This is a genomic window from Cyanothece sp. BG0011 (assembly GCF_003013815.1).
In the GTDB taxonomy this organism is placed as follows: Bacteria; Cyanobacteriota; Cyanobacteriia; order Cyanobacteriales; family Microcystaceae; genus Crocosphaera.
In genome coordinates this window covers 1-19701 of sequence record NZ_PRLH01000020.1, presented here as the reverse complement: position 1 = coordinate 19701, position 19701 = coordinate 1, and the positions used below count along the sequence as shown (strand labels likewise).

The 19701-nt window shown below is 37.8% G+C and carries 13 protein-coding genes and 3 pseudogenes; 4 read left to right on the top strand and 12 right to left on the bottom strand.

The annotated features are described in order from the left end of the window. Positions 1–633 (bottom strand): annotated as a pseudogene (locus tag C4E06_RS04385) (histidine phosphatase family protein); the annotation flags it as partial. A 122-nt stretch (positions 634–755) separates the two neighbouring features. On the opposite strand from C4E06_RS04385, the pseudogene C4E06_RS29445 reads away from it, so the two are divergent. The 4 genes and pseudogenes from C4E06_RS29445 (at position 756) to C4E06_RS04365 (ending at position 6401) form a co-directional block, all read left to right on the top strand. Continuing rightward, positions 756–2338: pseudogene (locus C4E06_RS29445) on the top strand (hypothetical protein). A 5-nt stretch (positions 2339–2343) separates the two neighbouring features. Then, on the top strand, positions 2344–3891 hold the full coding sequence (locus C4E06_RS04375; protein WP_107666985.1) for a glycosyltransferase family 39 protein: 1548 nt from the start codon (positions 2344–2346) through the stop codon (positions 3889–3891). Between the two features lie 23 nt (positions 3892–3914). After that, positions 3915–5477, top strand: a complete 1563-nt coding sequence (locus C4E06_RS04370; RefSeq protein ID WP_107666984.1) for a type II CAAX prenyl endopeptidase Rce1 family protein — start codon at positions 3915–3917, stop codon at positions 5475–5477. A 108-nt stretch (positions 5478–5585) separates the two neighbouring features. Next, positions 5586–6401, top strand: coding sequence for a hypothetical protein (locus C4E06_RS04365; RefSeq protein ID WP_107666983.1), 816 nt, complete (start codon positions 5586–5588; stop codon positions 6399–6401). Positions 6402–6521: 120 nt separating this feature from the next. Here C4E06_RS04365 and mnmG read toward each other — a convergent pair. The 11 genes and pseudogenes from mnmG to minE all read right to left on the bottom strand — a co-directional run. After that, positions 6522–8424 (bottom strand): annotated as a pseudogene (gene mnmG, locus C4E06_RS04360) (tRNA uridine-5-carboxymethylaminomethyl(34) synthesis enzyme MnmG). Positions 8425–8553: 129 nt separating this feature from the next. Beyond that, the gene (locus tag C4E06_RS04355; RefSeq protein WP_009544845.1) at positions 8554–8964 is read right to left on the bottom strand and encodes a type II toxin-antitoxin system VapC family toxin; all 411 of its coding nucleotides are present in this window, start codon (positions 8962–8964) and stop codon (positions 8554–8556) included. Continuing rightward, entirely contained in the window at positions 8964–9206 is a 243-nt protein-coding gene (locus C4E06_RS04350; RefSeq protein ID WP_107666982.1) for a hypothetical protein, read from the bottom strand. Before C4E06_RS04350 ends, C4E06_RS04355 begins: the two co-directional genes overlap by 1 nt. A gap of 213 nt (positions 9207–9419) precedes the next feature. Then, a complete protein-coding gene (locus tag C4E06_RS04345) occupies positions 9420–11015 on the bottom strand; it encodes an Hsp70 family protein (protein WP_107666981.1) in 1596 nt (531 codons plus the stop codon). 156 nt (positions 11016–11171) lie between these two features. Next, on the bottom strand, positions 11172–12143 hold the full coding sequence (gene sds / locus C4E06_RS04340) for a solanesyl diphosphate synthase (protein WP_107666980.1): 972 nt from the start codon (positions 12141–12143) through the stop codon (positions 11172–11174). A 780-nt stretch (positions 12144–12923) separates the two neighbouring features. Then, positions 12924–13769 (bottom strand): glutamate racemase, encoded by an 846-nt coding sequence (murI, locus tag C4E06_RS04335; protein WP_107666979.1) that lies wholly within the window; start codon positions 13767–13769, stop codon positions 12924–12926. An 86-nt stretch (positions 13770–13855) separates the two neighbouring features. Next, positions 13856–15703 carry an N-acetylmuramoyl-L-alanine amidase gene (locus C4E06_RS04330; protein WP_107666978.1) on the bottom strand — a complete coding sequence of 616 codons (1848 nt, stop codon included), beginning with the start codon at positions 15701–15703 and terminating at the stop codon, positions 13856–13858. Between the two features lie 168 nt (positions 15704–15871). Next, the gene (locus C4E06_RS04325) at positions 15872–17263 is read right to left on the bottom strand and encodes a cation:proton antiporter (protein ID WP_198648304.1); all 1392 of its coding nucleotides are present in this window, start codon (positions 17261–17263) and stop codon (positions 15872–15874) included. Positions 17264–17378: 115 nt separating this feature from the next. Further along, positions 17379–18029 (bottom strand): Uma2 family endonuclease, encoded by a 651-nt coding sequence (locus tag C4E06_RS04320; protein ID WP_107666976.1) that lies wholly within the window; start codon positions 18027–18029, stop codon positions 17379–17381. 547 nt (positions 18030–18576) lie between these two features. Continuing rightward, positions 18577–19269: a fasciclin domain-containing protein gene (locus C4E06_RS04315; protein ID WP_107666975.1), complete on the bottom strand. Its 693-nt coding sequence runs from the start codon at positions 19267–19269 to the stop codon at positions 18577–18579. A 160-nt stretch (positions 19270–19429) separates the two neighbouring features. Further along, the coding region (minE, locus tag C4E06_RS04310) for a cell division topological specificity factor MinE (RefSeq protein WP_107666974.1) at positions 19430–19701 on the bottom strand (272 nt) is incomplete at its 5' end.

The following is a 19701-nucleotide window of genomic DNA, read 5'->3' as shown; positions in this document are numbered from 1 at the left end:
TTTGATTAAGGGATTCGAGTTGCACGGTTTCTCCCCAACCCCCTGTAAAATTTAAGACATTAATACAACAATTAGACTGTTGAATGCGGTGATAATGGGAGGGGGGAACACCAATGGCACTCATAATTAAACAACGATTAATGCCGTTATGAGCGACAATTAAAATGGTTTGATTTGGGTGCTTTTCTAGTAAGTTTTGCCAAAATTCTTGTGCTTGTTGATAAAGGGAAAGCACTGGAAAATGGTCTTGTTGTCCTTGTGAAGTTGACAAAACCATTTTAAATTCATGGGGGCGTTCTTTCCAGCATTTATAGTCATCAGGAAATTGCTGGGCTACTTTGTCTTTATGCAACTTTTCCCACAACGGAAGGTCTACTTCTCTTAGTTGTTCATTGGGTGATAGGGGGGAGCTTGTTTGAAGCAATTTTGTATAATTTCTGCGGTGGTTTTTGCCCGTTGTAAAGGACTACAATAAATAGCATCAATGGGTAAAGAACTTAAGGTATTACCAACTTTTTGAGCGTCTTGGCGGCCTTTTTCTGTTACCACCGATTCATCGCTACGCCCTTGAATTAATCTTTGAGCGTTGTAGCTGCTTTGTCCATGACGCACTATAATAACGCGAGTAGTCAATCTTCCTATCCTCTCTCGGAATTATCAATTTCTAGATTACAGGTTCTTGGGACTTTATACTAAACTTATTTTGATATTTGTCAGATTTCTTATTGATAGTTTTGAAGTATTTTTTATAATCTATGATTTTGAAAGAAAAATTTTTTTCTCAATTGTCTTCTGGGAAGGACAACAAAAATAATAGTTTTGAAATCGGTTTAATTGTTATTTTTGCCATCATCACCTTAGTGGGTATTTTAAATCATGCTATGTGGCGTGATGAGTTAAACGGTTGGTTGATTGCTAGAGATAGTTATTCTTTTATTGATTTTTTTGAGAATATTAAATATGAAGGACATCCTTTAATTTGGTATATTTTTTTATGGATTTTAAACCAATTAACAGCTAATCCCATAGCGATGCAATTATTGCATTGGTTAATTGCTGTAGCGACTATTGCTCTTTTTATTGTTTTTTCTCCTTTTACTAAAACTCAAAAAGCCTTATTTAGCTTTGGTTATTTACCGATTTATGAATATTCTTTAATTAGTCGTAATTATGGCATTGGGGTTTTATCAATTTTTCTCTTTTGTGCTTGTTTCAATACTCGCCATAAATCTTATATTCCGCTAGGATTTATTTTAGCTATGATGGCTAATACGAATGCTTATTGTTTACTGATATCTTTAGGGTTAGGCTTGACTTTAACTATCGAGTATCTGTTTAGCCATTATTTTCAGTATGAAACAAAGGCGAGTAACTATAATTTTGTTGTTGCTTCCCTTCTCTTTTTATTGGGAATATTCCTATCAGTATTTATGTTATTACCTCCTTCTGATAGTACCTTACAAGGGGGGCTAGTCAATGGTTTTTTTACTTTGATTTTAATCGTTTAACCCAAACTATTACCAGAGTTTGGCGTAGTTATATTTTAGTGATTATTCCTAGTGATTCTAAACCTTTAGATTTATTCATATTCTCGTTTTTTTCTCTAGGTTTATTCGGGTTTTCTATGTTAATGATGATTAAAAAACCCATAGCTTTATTATTTTATTCCCTAGCAAGTTTAGAAATCCTGGCTTTTACTTATGCTAAATTTTTAGGTTCTCAAAGACATTATGGCCATCTATATATAATTCTTATTGTTGCTTTATGGATAGAAAGTTATTATGCTAATTCTCAAGTTATTCTCAAATTTTTAGATAAAATCTCTCATCAATTCTCAAAAATAATTTCTCATTGGTCAAGTTTTGCTCACTATCACAAAAAATCTTTTATATTAATGATACTGTGGTTACAAGTGATTGCAGGAGTCGTTGCATTTAGTCGGGACTTAATCACCCCCTATTCTAGTAGTAAAGTGACGGCAGAATTTATAAAAAATAATGATTTATCAGAGCATTTTCTTGTTGGTAGTGAAGATTTTACCATTGCCCCTATTAGTGGTTATCTGAACCAGAAAATATACTATCCTGAAACTAAAGAAATGGGTAGTTATGTTCTTTTTACTAATGATAGAAACATAGTGGATGATGCTGAAATTATTAAGCAAATGAGTCAAATTATAGCTAGTGAAGATAAAAATATTTTACTTATTCTAAATCGAGAATTTTTAGGTTCATCCCCCAACTTAAGGATTGAATTTATAGAAAAATTTACTCAATCTTTTATTTATAATGAAAAATATTATCTTTATTTAGTCAAATCATCTTCTAAATCCAGGTAAAAAATATGTTTAAAATTAAGACAAAAAATGATACTACATGGTTTTTTCTACTGTTGATTTTAGCTTTGTTTTTATGGCTTTTAAGTTTAGGTAATGTTCCTTTAAGAGATTGGGATGAAGGCTATTATGCTAAAGTTGCACAAGATATGTTTCAGTCAGGAAACTGGCTTTTTTTAACTTATGAAGATCAACCTTTTTTACTCAAACCCCCTTTAATTATTTGGCTTATTAATATTAGTTATCACTTGATAGGAATAAGTGAATTTTCCACTCGTTTTACTTGTGCTTTGTTAACTGCTTTCGGGGTTCCTTTACTCTATTTAGTCGGAAAAAATTTATTTTCTAAACAACAGCCAGCTATTTTAGGTAGTCTAGTTTATTTAACTTTATTACCCATGGTACGTCATGGACGTTTAGCCATGATAGATGGTATTATTAACACTTTTTTGCTTTTTTCTATTTTATCTTTATTGAAGGCCAAAAAACACCCAGTATGGGCGATTGGTTTTGGTGTTGGAATAGGATTAATTGCATTAAGTAAAGGCATTTTAGCTTTAGCATTGGGTGGAATTTTGGGGATTTATATTCTTTGGGATAATCCTAAAATTTTACTAAAAAATCCTATGTTATGGTTAGGGTTATTAATTGGATTTTTACCCGTAGTCAGTTGGTATTTTTTACAAATCAATTATTATGGTGAACAATTTATTCAAGTTCATTTTTTTCAACAAAATTTTGACCGCTTATCTACCGCAGTAGAGGGAAATAGTGGTTCACCATGGTATTATGTGCTTGAATTGATCAAATATAGTTTACCTTGGTTACTATTTTTACCTAATGGATTAATTTTAGCTTGGCAGCAGCGTCGAAATAGTTGGGCAAAGTTAGTATTAACAGGGTTGATTCTTTTCTTAATAATTATAACCTTAATGGGAACAAAACTACCTTGGTATATTATGCCAGTTTATCCTTTTTTTGCTGTCAGTGTTGGCTATTATTTATTTAATTTATATGAAAAAGAAACCTATTATCCTAAATGGTTAGCTTTTAGTTTCTTTTTTCTGAGTGCTTTAATTATTATCGGAGGGATTTATCTATGGCAAGAAACCCAAGAATTGCTACTTTTTGTTATGTCTGTAATTCTAGGTATAACTTTTTTATTAACAGGGAAAAAATTTAAAGATAATTCCTCTAAATTTGCTATTATTCTTATAATTGGATTATATATTAGTTTGAGTTTATTTGTAATGTCTAAAGCTTGGGTATGGGAACTTAATGAAGCATTTGAGGTGAAACCTGTAGCGAGTCTAATTAAAGAGAATACACCTCAAAATACCATTATTTATACTTCATTTGACTATAGTCGTCCTAGTTTAGATTTTTATAGCGATCGCCAAATACTTGCTAAAGATAATAACACATTAGAAAAACTAGCTACAACATCATCTTATTTGTTATTAGATAAGGAAACTTTTGACAATTTAAAGTTAACTGATGTTAAAATACTAGGAGAAGTCAATCAATTTATTTTGATTTCAACCCATAAGCCATAGTCAAAATTATTAGAGAGAGTTTAATGACAACTAAAAGAATAATATTAATTGTTTTAACTATTATTTCATTAATTCCAGTTATCTTATCACTCATTGGTAGTATTAATCAACCACAAGTTCAGTCTAATTTACAACTTTATCAAACTAACTTAGTGCTGCAAGCTTCAGAATTTTCAGGAGATAATATTAGTGAATTTGAGCAAATTCGTGAATCAGTTTTAGGAAAAAATCCTGATGAAGCTGCCCTCAAACAATATAAAGAAGCCCTTAAGCTATCACAGAAAAACTTAACTCAATTAGAAACTAATTTAGAAATTATTAATCAACAATCTGATCTTATCCAAGAATCAGAAACCACTATTAATTCTATTCCTATTTTTTCAGCAACGAATGAACAACAAAAATTACAAACAGAAGTTAATCGACAAAAAGAAGAAATTGAAACCATAAAAATTAAAATAGGACTATTAGAAATTGCCCAAGGAAATCGAACCCAAGGGTTAGGAACCTTAGATAATATAGAATTATTATCTTTCTCTCCTTCTGTCCATTATACTGCGGATATTCTTAGCCATTTATGGGATGATAAACCTTCGGTTTTATCTGACTCAGAATCAACAATTAAAAATGAACTCAATGGATGGTTTCGCTATTATTCTCTCAATCAACTTTACCAAGTACAAAATAGAAATAATGATTTAGTTAGTTTACAAGAAAAAGAACAAGAAGCAGCCCAAAAAGCCCTAATTAAATTAACCATTGTTGCGATTATTCCGGTATTAGGAGGATTAATAGGAATCGGAATTATTATCTTTTCTCTGGTTCAATTAGCCGTTAAAAAAGAATCTTCTATTTTAGCTATCGATGAAAGATTCAAATGGAAAACTCCCTGGACATTAGAAATTCCTTGGCAAGTTTTAGTCGTGGGTTTTCTCTTTTTTGGACAAATTGTTTTACCGATTCTTGTTAGCTTTCTCAACATCAATTTAACTGAATTAACCCTACGAGGAAAAGCTTTTTATGTTTTAGGTAGCTATGTTGCTATGTCTATAGGAGGGATAGGAGTTCTTTATTTATCCATCAAACCTTTTTTCCCTTTACCTAAAGGTTGGTTTAATTTTAATTGGTTAAGTAACTGGATAGTTTGGGGAGTTGGGGGTTATTTAGTCGCCTTACCTTTAGTGGTCATTATTTCATTAATTAACCAAAATATTTGGGATGGACAAGGAGGAAGTAACCCCTTACTTTCCTTAGCTTTAGAAGGGCAAGATATCGTGGTTTTAGCTATCTTTTACTTTACTGCCGCCATTGCTGCTCCTTTTTACGAAGAAATTATGTTTCGTGGCTTTTTATTACCCTCTTTAACTCGGTATATTCCCCTATGGGCAGCTATCGGAATTAGTAGTTTAATCTTCGCCGTTGCTCATCTGAATCTTTCAGAAGTTCTGCCATTAACTGTTCTCGGAATTGTATTAGGAATGGTTTATACAAAGTCCCGTAATCTTCTCTCGTCTATGTTATTACATAGTCTCTGGAATAGTGGTACTTTAATCAGTCTTTTTTTATTGGGTAGTGGTTCTAATTAGGTTATTTGAGCAAAAGTTAACAAAATATTGAGGAGTGATAATAAAGTCACTGTTTCAGGGAATAATAGAGATGATAAGACCTCAATATAATAGTAGATTGAATCATCAATGAATAGCACATTACCCCAACAACAGTTAGGAAAAATGATAGGAACAATAGCCATTATTGCCCTCAGCTTAACTGGGGTAATTTGGCTACAAAAATCTTTAATTAATCCTAGCAATGAACAGTTAACAAAAGAAGAGTATGAAAAACAACAACAACTAGAAAAAGTACAATTAAATGTATATAAAGGGTTACCCAGTTTAGGGTATGGTAACTTACTAGCTGATTGGTTTTACTTGAGATTTATTCAATATTTTGGTGATGGAGACGCTCGTAAACAGACGGGATATCCTCTAAGTCCGGACTATTTCGAGTTAGTGGTGGATAATGATCCCCGTTTTGTTGATGCTAATCTTAAATTAGCGGTATCTACTTCTATTTTTGCCGCCTTTCCTCAGAAAAGTGTTGACTTATTACAACAAAGTTTAGAAAAAACCCCTCCTAAAATGACCTCCCCTGTCTATCCACCTTATTATTTATGGATTTATAAAGGGGTGGATGAATTATTGTTTTTAGGGGATGTAGAAGCAGCCAAAAACTCTAATACGATGGCTGCAAATTGGGCTGATACCTATCCTGAAGACGATAAATATAACAGTAAAGCCGTTGCCCAAAGAAGGCGACAAACGGTTAAGTTTTTAGAAGAAAATCCTGACAGTCGTAAGGCTCAAATTGGGGCATGGTCTCAAGTTTTATCTGGTGCGACTAATGACGAAATGATTGAGCGAGCATTAGGAGAAATTCAAGCGTTAGGGGGTGAAATTTCTATTACTCCGGAGGGTAATCTTAGGGTTCGTGTTCCTGAATGGATTGATTAAATTAACTAGGTAGAGATAATAAAGTTATTGTAAGGTGGGCAATGCCCACCCTACATGATTGTTCTACTCAATAGCTACTCTTAACCTTTCGATTCCTCTAAACTGATTAGACTTAAAAACTTAAACAGATTGATAACGAGATCGCAATTCTAAATAAACCAATAAAGCGTTAATATCAGCAGGATTCACGCCACCAATACGAGAGGCTTGTCCAAGGGTCAAAGGACGCACTTTTGTCAATTTTTCCCTCGCTTCCATAGAAAGGGTGTCTATAGTCATATAATCAAGGTCTGAGGGCAATTTTTTATTACTATGTCGGGTAATTTGATCAATTTGAATTTGTTGACGTTTCAAATAACCTGAATATTTAATGTCAATTTCTGCCCCTTCTTTTTCTACTATGGTTAAGTCTTTATTTCCTAAGCCATATTGTTCTAAATGTTGATAATGGAACTTAGGACGACGTAATAAGTCTGCTAAAGTTGCTGACCCTTTGATCTTCTGTTGAGTATCATTAACAATTTTAATGGCTACCTCATCCCTTTCTTTAATTCTTGTTTCATAAAGTCGCTCTTTTTCAGCTATAATATTAGCCTGTTTTTGTTCAAATAATGCCCAACGACGATCATCAATCAGCCCAATTTCTCGGCCTAATGGAGTCATTCTTTGATCAGCATTATCAGACCGTAAAATTAAACGATATTCTGACCGAGAGGTTAGCATTCGATAGGGTTCTCTGAGGTCTTTGGTACATAAATCATCAATTAACGTACCGAGATAACTTTCTTCTCTAGGGAAGATAATCATCTCTTCATTGTTAACAAATTTAACCGCATTTATTCCTGCCACAATACCTTGTGCGGCTGCTTCTTCATAACCGGTTGTTCCGTTAACTTGTCCTGCACAAAATAAACCTTGAATCTTCTTAGTCATCAAAGTAGGGTAACATTGGGTTGCTGGTAAAAAGTCATATTCCACGGCATAAGCAGGACGCAACATGACACAATTTCTAGCCCTGGAAGGGTTCTTAACATGGCTAATTGTATGTTTTCCGGTAAACCAGTGGAAAACCCTTGAATATACAATTCTGGTATTTCTCTTCCTTCTGGTTCGATAAAAATTTGATGGCTTTCTTTGTCTGCGAATCTAACAATTTTATCCTCAATAGACGGACAATAACGAGGTCCTTTTGAATCAATAAAACCGCCATAAATAGGAGACAAATGTAAGTTATCTTTGATCAATTGATGAGTTTTAGAAGTGGTTCGGGTGAGATAACAATTCATCTGTTCTTTTTCGACCCAAACATCAGGATCAAAGCTAAACCAGCGTACCTCTTCATCGGGGGGTTGAGGTTCTAACTTAGAATAGTCTACCGATCGCTTATCGACTCTGGCCGGGGTTCCGGTTTTCAGTCTTCCCGTTTCAAACCCCAAGTCATTAAGGGTTTCCGTCAAACCCACCGCAGCAAACTCTCCGGCCCTGCCTGCTTCCATGGACTTATTACCGATCCATATCTTCCCCCTAAAAAGGTTCCGGTGGTCAAAATAACGGCTTTGGCCTCGAAACAAGTCCCGAAATAGGTTTGTATTCCAATAACTTCATCATTCTTACCTAATACCAGATCCGTGACCATTCCTTCACGAATGCTTAAATTATCTTGATTTTCGACAATTTCCTTCATCACTGCCGAATATTCTCGCTTATCCGTCTGCGCCCGTAACGCCCAAACTGCCGGTCCTCGTGAAGAGTTGAGAACCCGTTTTTGTAAATAGGTGCGATCGGCCATTTTGCCGATCTCGCCCCCTAAAGCGTCCACTTCATGGGTTAACTGAGACTTTGCCGGTCCTCCCACTGCGGGGTTACAGGGTTGCCAAGCAATGCGATCGAGGTTGAGGGTTAACATTAGGGTACGACACCCTAAACGGGCTGCTGCGAGGGCTGCTTCACACCCAGAATGGCCAGCACCCACTACGATGATATCAAAGCTATCCTGGAAGTCAACGGGAGTGGTAAGGGTCATAGTTTGGAAGTCAGAAGTTAGAACTCAGAAGTCAGAAGTAAAACAGTTTATAGGGTTTGTTTATTTTTTGACTACTATATTTTATTGTAGCGGATGGGTTTGATAGTTATTGTGATGTTGAATATTTATTTATCGTAATAAAGCTTGAAAACCTGCTTGAACAAAATGAATATCTGAGGTAAGCGCATCGGTTAATTTTTGTTCGTCCATAACTATAAATGAAATACAATCAACTAAACCCCAATATTTGTCTTGTCTAGAACCATATAATGTTAATCCTTCTTGAAAAAGTTGAGGAGTAATATTAACAACTGAAATGTTATCAGTTGAATAACATTGTTGAATAAAGGCAGAAACTTTTTGACGGTTATAGTTACTAAGTGCGTTACCAACTTCCATAAAAATAGCTTCTGTTATCCAAACCTCTTTTGCATTTCGTACACGGGGTAAAAATTCTTTTGCAAGTTGATGATATTGATCACGGGAGTTAAGAATAGCCTGAATAAAAACAGTATCTAGAAAAAATCGATCTTGAGTCATTAATTATCACTTTTTTTCGGTGTACCATATAGATAATGATCATGTTCACTTGACCAGTCTTCGGGTGCTGCATAAGATCCTTCCATTTCTTCGAGGAGATCCCAAGCATTTTTCGTTGTTGTTTCTTGTGGTTTTTCTTGAGAAATAATTTGAATGGTATAACGGGTATTAGGTTCTAATGTGATCTTTTCTTCTGGATAAAAAGCTGAACCATCATAAGTTACTATTAATTGTTCTTGCATAATTAAATCTTTCCTTTCTACTGGTTAATTACAAGGCTAACATAAGATGATTATCTTTTGTCCCTTGATAATATTCAGCCCTAGGACATTAGCAAACAAGACGGAAACCGTAATTACTTGCCTTAAAGCTAGGAGTAAAACTATTATATTGAGTCATCAATATATCAAAGAATGTCGATTAATAATTGATTGAGATGAATCACTTATTAAATCCTAGCTTAACTCTGCTACAATTTGATTCTCAACTAAACTATTTTGTGTTAATAAATCCTCAACGCTTACCCTTAAAAATCGCTGTTCATCGACCCAAAATTGTAACTTAATTCTATCACTTCCAGGCATCCCTAAAGGCTCTAATTTAGCCAAAGTTCTCGCCCCATCTCTATCGTTTAAAGCTTGTACATTGCTTTGTTCATTGCCTAATGAACGAGTGACTAACCTATCCCCATCAAAATAGACTTCTGTTCCCCCAGTTTCTGACCCTAATTCCCCAATAATTAATTCAATACTGAGTTGATTTTCAATAGATGCACCTAACTTAATTTCTATCGGTTCATTCATAGGATAAGATTGCCCTGATTTAATAATAGAATGCCAACTATGGCACTTTTTACGACGGTTCCAATATCTAATACCATAACTATGATAAAGGAAGTCTTTTACCTCAAATCCTTCAGCTAATTTTAACGCACCTTCAGCAATGGCAGAAAAGGGGCGATCGCATTTAATTTTATCTTCATCAAAATATTGTTTTACCCAGGTTTGTACGGCCGGAATTTGTACCGTACCCCCCACTAATAAGATCCCGTCAATATCATTTTTTTCGATACCATTTCGTCTTGCTTGTTGCAAAACTTGGCTCATTAATTCGTCTAATTTAGTAAAAAATTGTTCTTCTTTTAAGATACTTTCAAATTCATCTCGATCTAATGCTAACTCATAACTGTCTAAGGTTTCATCATTAAAATAAACTTCGTTAGCTTTTTCTTGAGAAGATAACTTTATTTTCAGTCGTTCTGCTAACCTTAATGTTAAAGAAGAAACAGGAACATCTTGAGTTTTTGTAAAATAATTAATGAGCAAATTATCAATATCTGATCCCCCTAAATTTGCCCCTGCTTTAGCTAAAACCCGAGCCATTTTAGGCTTTTGGCTTTTACTTTCTCCTAAAAACTTTTGACCCCATTTTAAAATAAATCCTTGGTTTTTTTGTAAATTTTCTGAGCCTAATTTAACCAAAGATAAATCAACGGTTCCCCCACCAAAATCTAAGACTAATAATAATTCTTCTTCTGTGGTTCCGTATCCTAAAGCGGCGGCTGTGGGTTCATCTAATAATCTAACTTGGTCAATATTCCACCCTTGACAAACATTCCCTAACCAGTGGCGATAGGTTTCAAAACTATCCACAGGAACCGTTAAAACCAAGGAATCTAAAGGGGTTGCTGATTCATTTTTCAACTGTTCAATGACATGATTTAAAAACCATTCCCCTATTTTTTCAAAGGTGACAGACGTTTCATCTAATTCAGGTAAAAACCCTTGAATATTCGCCCCTATTCCCCGTTTAAACTGTCGAAAAAATCTCGAATTATTGGATAAATCTAAACCGCGATCACGCACGGTTTGACCTACCCAAATATTAGGATTCTTGGCATTTTCAACATAAACTAAACTAGGAATTAAAGGAGGATTATTTCCCAGTTGTTGAGACAACCCTGGAATTTTTACGATCTCGGTTTCTCGTGTCACGGGGTTGACACGGGTGATCACTGTATTGCTGGTACCAAAGTCAAGGGCGTAAGACACTTCTATTTAAAAGAGATTCAGTAAATAATCGTTAATCCTTTTAAAATAGCAAACAGCCTTAACCCATGACAAGGCAACGGTTAAAAAAGTTATTAATTAACCTAATTTTTTCAAAACGATTTTTAAACGAGAACAGTGGGAAAAACAAGAAAAATGTTAGTAAAGACGACTCAAAACATAATCAACCAAATCCGTTAAGGATTGGGAATATTGAGAAGGCTTTAAACAATCTAACTGTTTAAGGGCAAGTTGAGCATGATAAGAGGCTAACTCCCTAGCTCTAGCAATGCCTTGACTTTCTTTAATAATAGATAAAGCTTTGTCAATGTCCTCCTCTTCGCTAAACTCTCGTTCAATTAATGTTTTTAAATAGGGAGTTTCTTCCATGGCAAATAAAGCAGGGGCTGTGATATTACCACTGATTAAGTCTGAACCGGCCGGCTTCCCTAAAACTTCTGTCGGTGAGGTAAAATCGAGGATATCATCAACGATTTGAAAAGCCAGTCCGAGATACCTTCCGTAAGCGTAAAGACTATCAATCACTTCCGTAGAAGCATCGCTTAAAATGCCAGCAGATTTGGCACTGTTAGCGATTAAAGAAGCGGTTTTATAGTAGCTTTTGTCTAAATAAGCATCTAAAGTCAAACTGGTATCAAAGCGATTAATCCCTTGGAAGATTTCCCCCTCAGCAAAATCACGAATCACTTCTGAGAGTAATTTAACCACTTCTAGATTATCTAGGTTAGCTAAGTACCAAGAAGATTGAGCAAATAAAAAGTCTCCTGCTAAGACAGCAATACGGTTATCAAACAAACTGTTAACCGTGGGGACATTGCGCCGTAGGGCTGCTTCATCCACCACATCATCATGGACTAAACTGGCAGTGTGGATCATTTCCGTAATTTCTGCTAATCTGCGATGACGAGGGGTGATTTCACGATCTAACATTGTAGCCCGTGACACTAATAAAACGATGGCCGGACGAATGCGTTTACCCCCTGCATCAAATAGGTGTTCGGCCGCTGCCCCAAGGATGGGATGACGCGCCCCCACTAAGCGTTTGAGGTTGTCTGTCAAAAGGCGTAAGTCGTCTTCTACAGGGGAAAAGAAAGAGGTTGTTGAGATCATGCGGTTAGTCAAACCTAGTTATTCAGTTACGAAAGTTTACATATTGTTGTATTTATTTTAAGCTAACCTTCCAGACAAAGAAACTTAATTGACCATTTTCTTGCAAACAAGTTGTTAAACTCCTGTAAAATCCCGAAAAAAATTATCCATTTCCGAATTCTTGTGTTAAGTTAATAATAAGGGTTTTAAGAATTTACCCCTCTGTCCTAAAAGGCTGATAGATAAGCTATTGTTCTTAAGCAACTTTTAGGAAAGAGGTAATGGTTAGCCGTCACTGGCTAACAGCTGATGCAATCACCTGACAGAGTGACTACTCTGTTTGCAGAGAACTAGCAGATGTAGAAAACGACTAGCGTTGAGCAACGGTCGAATTCTGTTATAGTTCTGTTAAAGTGAAATATCTTAGTTGCAAGTTCATCCAAGACTTTGGTTGTTACTTGTGGGCTTAAGGCAGTAGGTGTCGTGAAACTGCTGCTACTTTGAGCTACCTGAAAAAAATCTCAACCCCTTAATTATAACACAATGTCCACCTTAGCAATAATAACTTGAAGACAAGAAGATGCCTGTGATCACACTGTTTCTCGCCGCTCTCTATTTGTTAATGATCTACGGATTGTTAATACTCGCTAAACGTACGGGTAAGTGGTTATCTCCACCTCCTCGTGATCTCGGATAAGACAATTGTTTAATCAAACCTAAGACCATAACAACTGAATACTTAACAAGGATAAAGGATTGGTAACGGTGTGAGGAGATCAGATCAATAACCAATCCTTACACTTATTCAAACACTTCGACTTGCTCTTTGGCCAGGGTAGAACTAAAACCAACGGGCAAAGACACTGACTCGACAAAGGGGCAATAACCTAACCATTGCTGAGAGAGTTTTGAGAAGGTATCCGAGCAACCACTGACCGCAAAACGGGTGGGTAAAGCCGGAGACAGTTTACTTAATCCCATCAACTCTAACTCTTTTTTAGCCGCCTGAACCACATAACTCGCTGGATCGATTAGTTTCACCGTAGGAGGAATAATCGTCTTGATCAGGGCTTCTAAGTGGCGGTAATGGGTACAACCGTAGACCAAGGTATCAATATTATGGGCGAGTAATGGGCTAAGATAGTCCTTAGCCACTTGTTTGGTATAAACATCCCAAATGCGATTTTGTTCAATCAGAGGGACAAACTGAGGACAACCCACTTGCCAAACGTGAGCCTCCGGATTAATTTCTTGAATGGCTTGACGATAGGCTTGGCTTTTAGCCGTAGCCGGAGTGGAAATAACCCCAATGCGCTTGCCTTGTTTAACGGCAGCTTTGGCACCGGGTAAAATGACCCCTAAAATCGGAATATCAAACTCTTGACGCACGGCTTCGAGGGCTAAGGCAGAACTGGTATTACAAGCCATGATCACCATTTTGACATTTTGCCCGGTCATCCAGACGAGAATTTCTCGAACAAACTGTAAAATTTCCGCCGCCTCACGATTACCGTAGGGAAGTCGTGCCGTATCAGCAAAATATAGGATGGATTCTTGGGGTAACTGTCGGTAAAGTTCCCGTAAAACAGTCAATCCTCCCACACCACTATCAAACACGCCAATAGGACTGTTTTGAATCTCTCTCATGTTGTGATTAAGTTAATAAAGGAAAAGTTAACAATTGAACCATGAATTTATAGGTTAGTAACTATATTGTAAGAACATAAACCAATTTAGAGACCTTTTTGCCGAATATAATCTAAAATTCCTTGAGCGATCGCCCTAGCCATTTGACTGCGATAAGCCGGATCTCGTAATCTAGCGTTATCGATCGTCCCCGTGACAAAACCCACTTCTACTAAAGCAGAAGGCATTCTAGAGGTTCTCAGGACGTAAAACCGAGAACTTTTGACCCCGCGATCGTTGGCAACCGTCACATTTCGTAAAATACTACGGTGAATCGCTTCAGCTAACTCTCGATTTCCCGTATAGAAAGTTTCCATCCCATTCACATTAGACCGCCCACCCCCCACCGCATTGGCATGGATACTAACGAAAACATTAGCCCTAGCCCGGTTAGCCATAGCAGTGCGACCCTGAAGACTGACAAAATAGTCAGCATTTCTGGTCATCATCACTTCAACCCCTTGCTGTTTAAGGAGTTGACTCACTTCCAAGGAAATGGGAAGAATAACGTCTACTTCCCTGAGTCCCCCTAACCCCACTGCCCCTGGATCTTTGCCCCCGTGGCCTGGGTCAATGACCACCAGAACCCTTCCCCTAGGGGTTCCTGTCACATTAGAAGGGTTAATGGGTTGAGAGGGGGTGTTAGGGGGAGGAGGAACGGGGATAGCGGTGGGATCAGTCGTGACAGGGGGGCGACTGGTCTGTAAGGAACGGACTTCGAGGGATAAGGTTTCGGCATTGGGTTGCCGTAACCCCCCAAACCGCACCCCCAAGGAAGGACGAACCTGAATCACCACCGTATCCGTATTCTCTTGTCTCACCTTTAACTGATAAATGGGGCTATTGCGCCCCAATTGAGGACCCGTGATGGGATCAGCCAGTTGAGCTTGAGGAATCCGAATTTCAAAGATTCCGGTTCGGCGATCGATACTTCCTTCTCCTTTAATCGGTCCGTTAGCCCGAATCAGTAGTTGACCGTTGTTATTGGTTAATTCAATGGTGGAAATAGTGGGATTTTGATTTTTGACAGGGCTAACGCTTACCTCTGGGGAAGGCTCAGGGGCGGTTAAATCTTCTACGGTGGATAAACCCCCTTGGGGTAATAAAACCAGTCCCCCTAGACGGGAATAATAAGCTTGCCATCCTGGACCGTCCTTAGCTACTCGCAAAGTGAGACGGCCTTGGGAGGGTGAGGGTTGTTCAAACTTAACGTCACTGACCCCATATTGATTCACTGCAAGGGTTTGATCGATCAGAGATTGGGGAAAAGATGCGCCAGGTAAGGTAAATTCTATGGTTTTAGCCTCTTCTTCTTGGCGATCTTGTACCTTAATATCCCGATTTTGTCCTTGTTTGTCCAAACGAACAAATAAACCATTACGGGTGACTTGGAAATTATTATCTTCTTGAGAGGAAGACGGAGACGGATTAAGGGGCCGTTGAGGTAACGGGTTAGTGGTAGGGGGATTGGGGCGAGGAGTCGGTCTAGAGGGAGTAGAATTACTAATCCGTTGGGGATCAGGCAATTCTACAGTCCATTGGGTTGGAGAAATCCCTCTCACCTTAACCTGGGTGGGATCAACGGTGTATCCGGGGGCTAACTCAATCACCAAACGAGTGGTTTGGGAATTAAATTGACCCACACGAACGCTTTTAATGGTTCCGCCAATCATTTGATCGACAGTAGAACGGCCTAAGGTGATTCCTGGCAAGTCTAGAACGATACGAGTCGGGTTAGGGATTAACTGGGCCCGAGGTTGAACCCGTGAATCGGTGGTGAAAATTAGGCGATTTTGATTATTTTCATATCGCCAAAAGAGGAGTCTGCCAGCTTGTGCGGGCAAGGCAAACAACAGGGTGCTGAGGATGGTTAATAGTAGCCAGTGAAATCTCACAATAGTTACTCCTATGGAGAATAACGGTTCTAATATTGATACAGGGTAATAGGAACCGTCTTACTCATCAACTCCAAACGACGAAAAAATAAGGCTAAGGTTTCGAGAATACTGCCTGATTGTCAGCAAAGCTTTATTTTTGTTACTAATCAAAAAGGGTCATTCTCACTAACTACTTTCTTGTTCTTGGGGACTGACGGCCGGTTCTTTAAAGACCATCCGTAACCAGGGAGGGGCTAAAAAGGTGGTTAAGATGACCATCATGATAATGGCCGCTTCGGTGGACTGGGATAAGGCCCCACTAGCTGAACCCACACCAGCAAACACTAAACCCACCTCTCCTCTGGGAATCATACCGACACCGATGGCTAATTTATTGAGGTCGGGTTTTCCGAAAATTGTAAAGCCGGTGACCACTTTACCCACGATGGCCACCACAATTAAAAAGAGCGCTAAGACTAAGCCTTCTCGGTTACTGGGAACCGTAGGGTTAAGCACACTTAAATCGGTTTTTGCCCCGACACACACGAAGAAAATGGGGACAAAAATATCAGAAATGGGTATGATTAACTCTTCGAGTTCATGGCGTTTGCTGGTTTCGGCTAAGACTAAACCGGCTGCAAAGGAACCCAGAATGCCCTCTAACTGAATGATTTGGGCAATATAGGACAGGACAAAGGCAAAACCGATAGACACCAGTAAGAGTTGCCCTCTGGTCTTCATTTCATCAACTAATTTGATGTAGAAAGGACTTAATAAACGACCTAAAAGAATTGCACCTATGAGAAAAATGGCTGCGCTGACGATGAGGTAAAGAATATTAAAAACTTGAATTTCCCCCGTTTTGACTAAACTGGCAACCACAGCTAAGACAATAATGCCTAAAATATCATCGAGAACCGCAGCCCCGATAATAATTTGTCCTTCTGAGGAACTTAAATGCCCTAATTCGGCTAAGACTTTAGCGGTAATACCGATACTGGTGGCCGTTAAGGCCGCCCCTGCAAACACCGCAGGCACAATCGGAACATTGAAACCATAGACTAACCCTAGGGTTCCTAAGGCAAAGGGAGTGACCACTCCCACCACTGCAACGATCGCAGCTTGGGGACCGACGCGGATTAATTCTTTTAAGTCCGATTCTAGGCCAATTTCAAAGAGGAGAATAATCACCCCTAATTCTGAGAGGACTGAAATGACTTCTCCTTGCGAGGAAAACACCGCTTCTAAGCCCTCCGGGGTGACTTCGGTGGTTCGTTGTAAAAATTGCATTAGGAGGGAGTCCCCCGCACTAAAACCCCCCTCTGGGAAAACTAATAACCCTAGGGCCGACACCCCAATGACCACCCCTCCCACGAGTTCCCCTAACACGGGAGGCAGATTAATGCGAAAACAAAGTTCACCCCCTAATTTACTGGCAAAATAGATGACCACTAAACTGAGGAGAACACTGGCTAAAACCAGAGAACTATCGGCGGTTTCTCCTTCTGTTGCCGTTGCCAGTAACGGGAGAGGAGAATAGAAATAGGTTGCAAAGTAGCTTGATGTTAATATATTCATGCAAATGGTTATATCGGCTATCATCTAGAGCAGAAATGACTTTTACTACTTTACAGGTTTCTTTCTCATCGGTGATCAGCGATCGCTAATTAATGATTAAGTTGTTTAATTATTTTCAAGTCGTTTGAAATTGTTGTAATAACCAGCGACTGACTTCTGAATGATTATTTTCTCTACTTTTTTGTAACGCTTGAACTAAAATATCTATCTCTAAGTTCGGTAAAACTTGCGATCGCGTAATTCTTTTACTGCCTCGATCTTCTATTTGAAAAGCAATAATTTTGATATTTTTTACATCAACGATCCAATATTCTTCTACGCCAAAATCTTCGTATAATAAACGTTTTTCTCCCTTATCATCTGCCAGGGAAGTATTAGCAACTTCAATGACTAAATTAGGAGATGGATAAATAGTTAAGTCAATCACACCAGTCCCATAAGGAATAACATCAACATTATCCCCTATATAAAAAGATAAATCAGGTTGTGCTTCTCTGACTCCTATTTTGCGATAACTACAAGCATCATGACCATTTAAAGGAATATTTTTGATAGCAGCATAGATATGAATAGCATAATTAATAATTGAGTGGTCTTTTGAGTGGTCATTTCCTAATGGTGTCATTTCAATTCTGGCTTTTTGGTTGTAATAATAAAACTTGGCTTTTTCATAGGTTGAATCATCCCATAACTGTGAAAATTCATCCCAAGTTAAATTAATCCAACTATCGGTTATTATTTTTATTTGGGTTTTCGTGGTAATCATGATGATACTAAGGTGTTAAATATTCAAAGGGCCGGTTTCGGAGAGGGAACGGGGAAATAGGATTTGTTTTGACTGTGACTACTTGATAATTGATTTTCTCTAGTTTGTTCTTGAGTTTTATGTAAGGCGTGCAAGATATCACCCTAACTATTTAACTAAAGTGGTGGGTTACAACGGATTTTTATGTTCTAGTTATTACCTAAAAATTATAGCCGTCTAACCCACCCTACAGAAATTATTGAACTAAAAAAGACTTGCTTTTCAGAAAAGTTTGTGTAAAAATGGAAAATGAAGTTTCGTAATGGTAAATATTACCATCTATAAATAAAAAAGGTAATATTTACCATTGTGAAAGAGTATATCATAAAAGTTATCCTTGTGGATCATTACAACTAATATTTTAGGATTTTTTTTGAATCTAAAACTAAGTACAAGTTGCTCGAACGCAAGTATATCAAGAGTTAAAGCAGTTATTAGCTATTTCTAAAAAAAAAGGGGAGATGGGAATATCCATCTCAACCCTTGAGTGATATCAAAATATCTCTACTTATTCAGAGGGTAAAATTACCTTATCGATCACATGAATAACGCCGTTACTGGTCATGATGTCCGCTTGAACTACGGTTGCATCATCCACCATAACCCCTTCCCCTAAGTCAACTTCAAGATCGCTACCTTGAACGGTTTTCACTTTGCCGGCTTGGAGATCACTAGAGGTAACCACACCAGGAACAACATGATAAGTTAAAATAGCGGTTAATTTGTCCTTATTTTCAGGCTTCAGTAACTCTTCAAGGGTATCTTCCCCTAAGGCAGCAAAAGCTTCGTCTGTGGGGGCGAATACGGTGAATTCCTGTTCCCCAGATAAGGTATCAACTAACCCTGCAGCTTTCACAGCAGCCACTAAGATTTCAAAGTTGTCAGCCGCTACGGCGGTTTCAACAAGGTTCATTTCAGCTTTTTCGCCTTCTTTTTCCATGGACATTTCATCATCATCCATGTCCATTTCCTTGCCTTCAACTGGTTCAGACATTTCATCATCCATGTCCATTTCCTTTTCCATCATGGCATCAGACATTTCATCGTCTTTTTTGTCCATGACTTCGGTTTCAGTTTCAGACACTTCTGCGTCCTTTTTCTCAGCAATAGCAGGAGAAACAGCGAAACCAAGGGCGAGAAGTACCCCTAATAAGACAGACAAAGATTTTATTCCCTTTGTTAAATTAAATTGCTTAATCATAGTTTTCCTTAATGTTACCTTTAAGTGATAGGACAACTATTAATTAAGTTTACAAAAAAAGTTAAGATTCAGATAAATCGGGAACTTTTTTTATTGATAATTAGTGGCAATAAGGAACTTTCTTTGTTGTCAATGAGGAAACAAGCCTAAAGTCTTTATTTCAAGTCTCAGAGACGGTACTCGCGGTTTCTGTCTCTCGTTTCACGCGACGAATGGGTAAATTAGCAATTAATGCAGTCATGCGTTGATCGCTTTCTAGGGAAAATTCCATTTCATCGGGGTCAATATCGACGTAACGGTTGACCACTGCGAGAATTTCTTTGCGCATGGCCTCGATCATTTCAGGGTTTAAACCGGCGCGATCGTGAGCAATAATAAATTTAAGACGGTGTTTAGCGTCCTCACCACTTTTGGTCTGACTTTTCCAGGGAA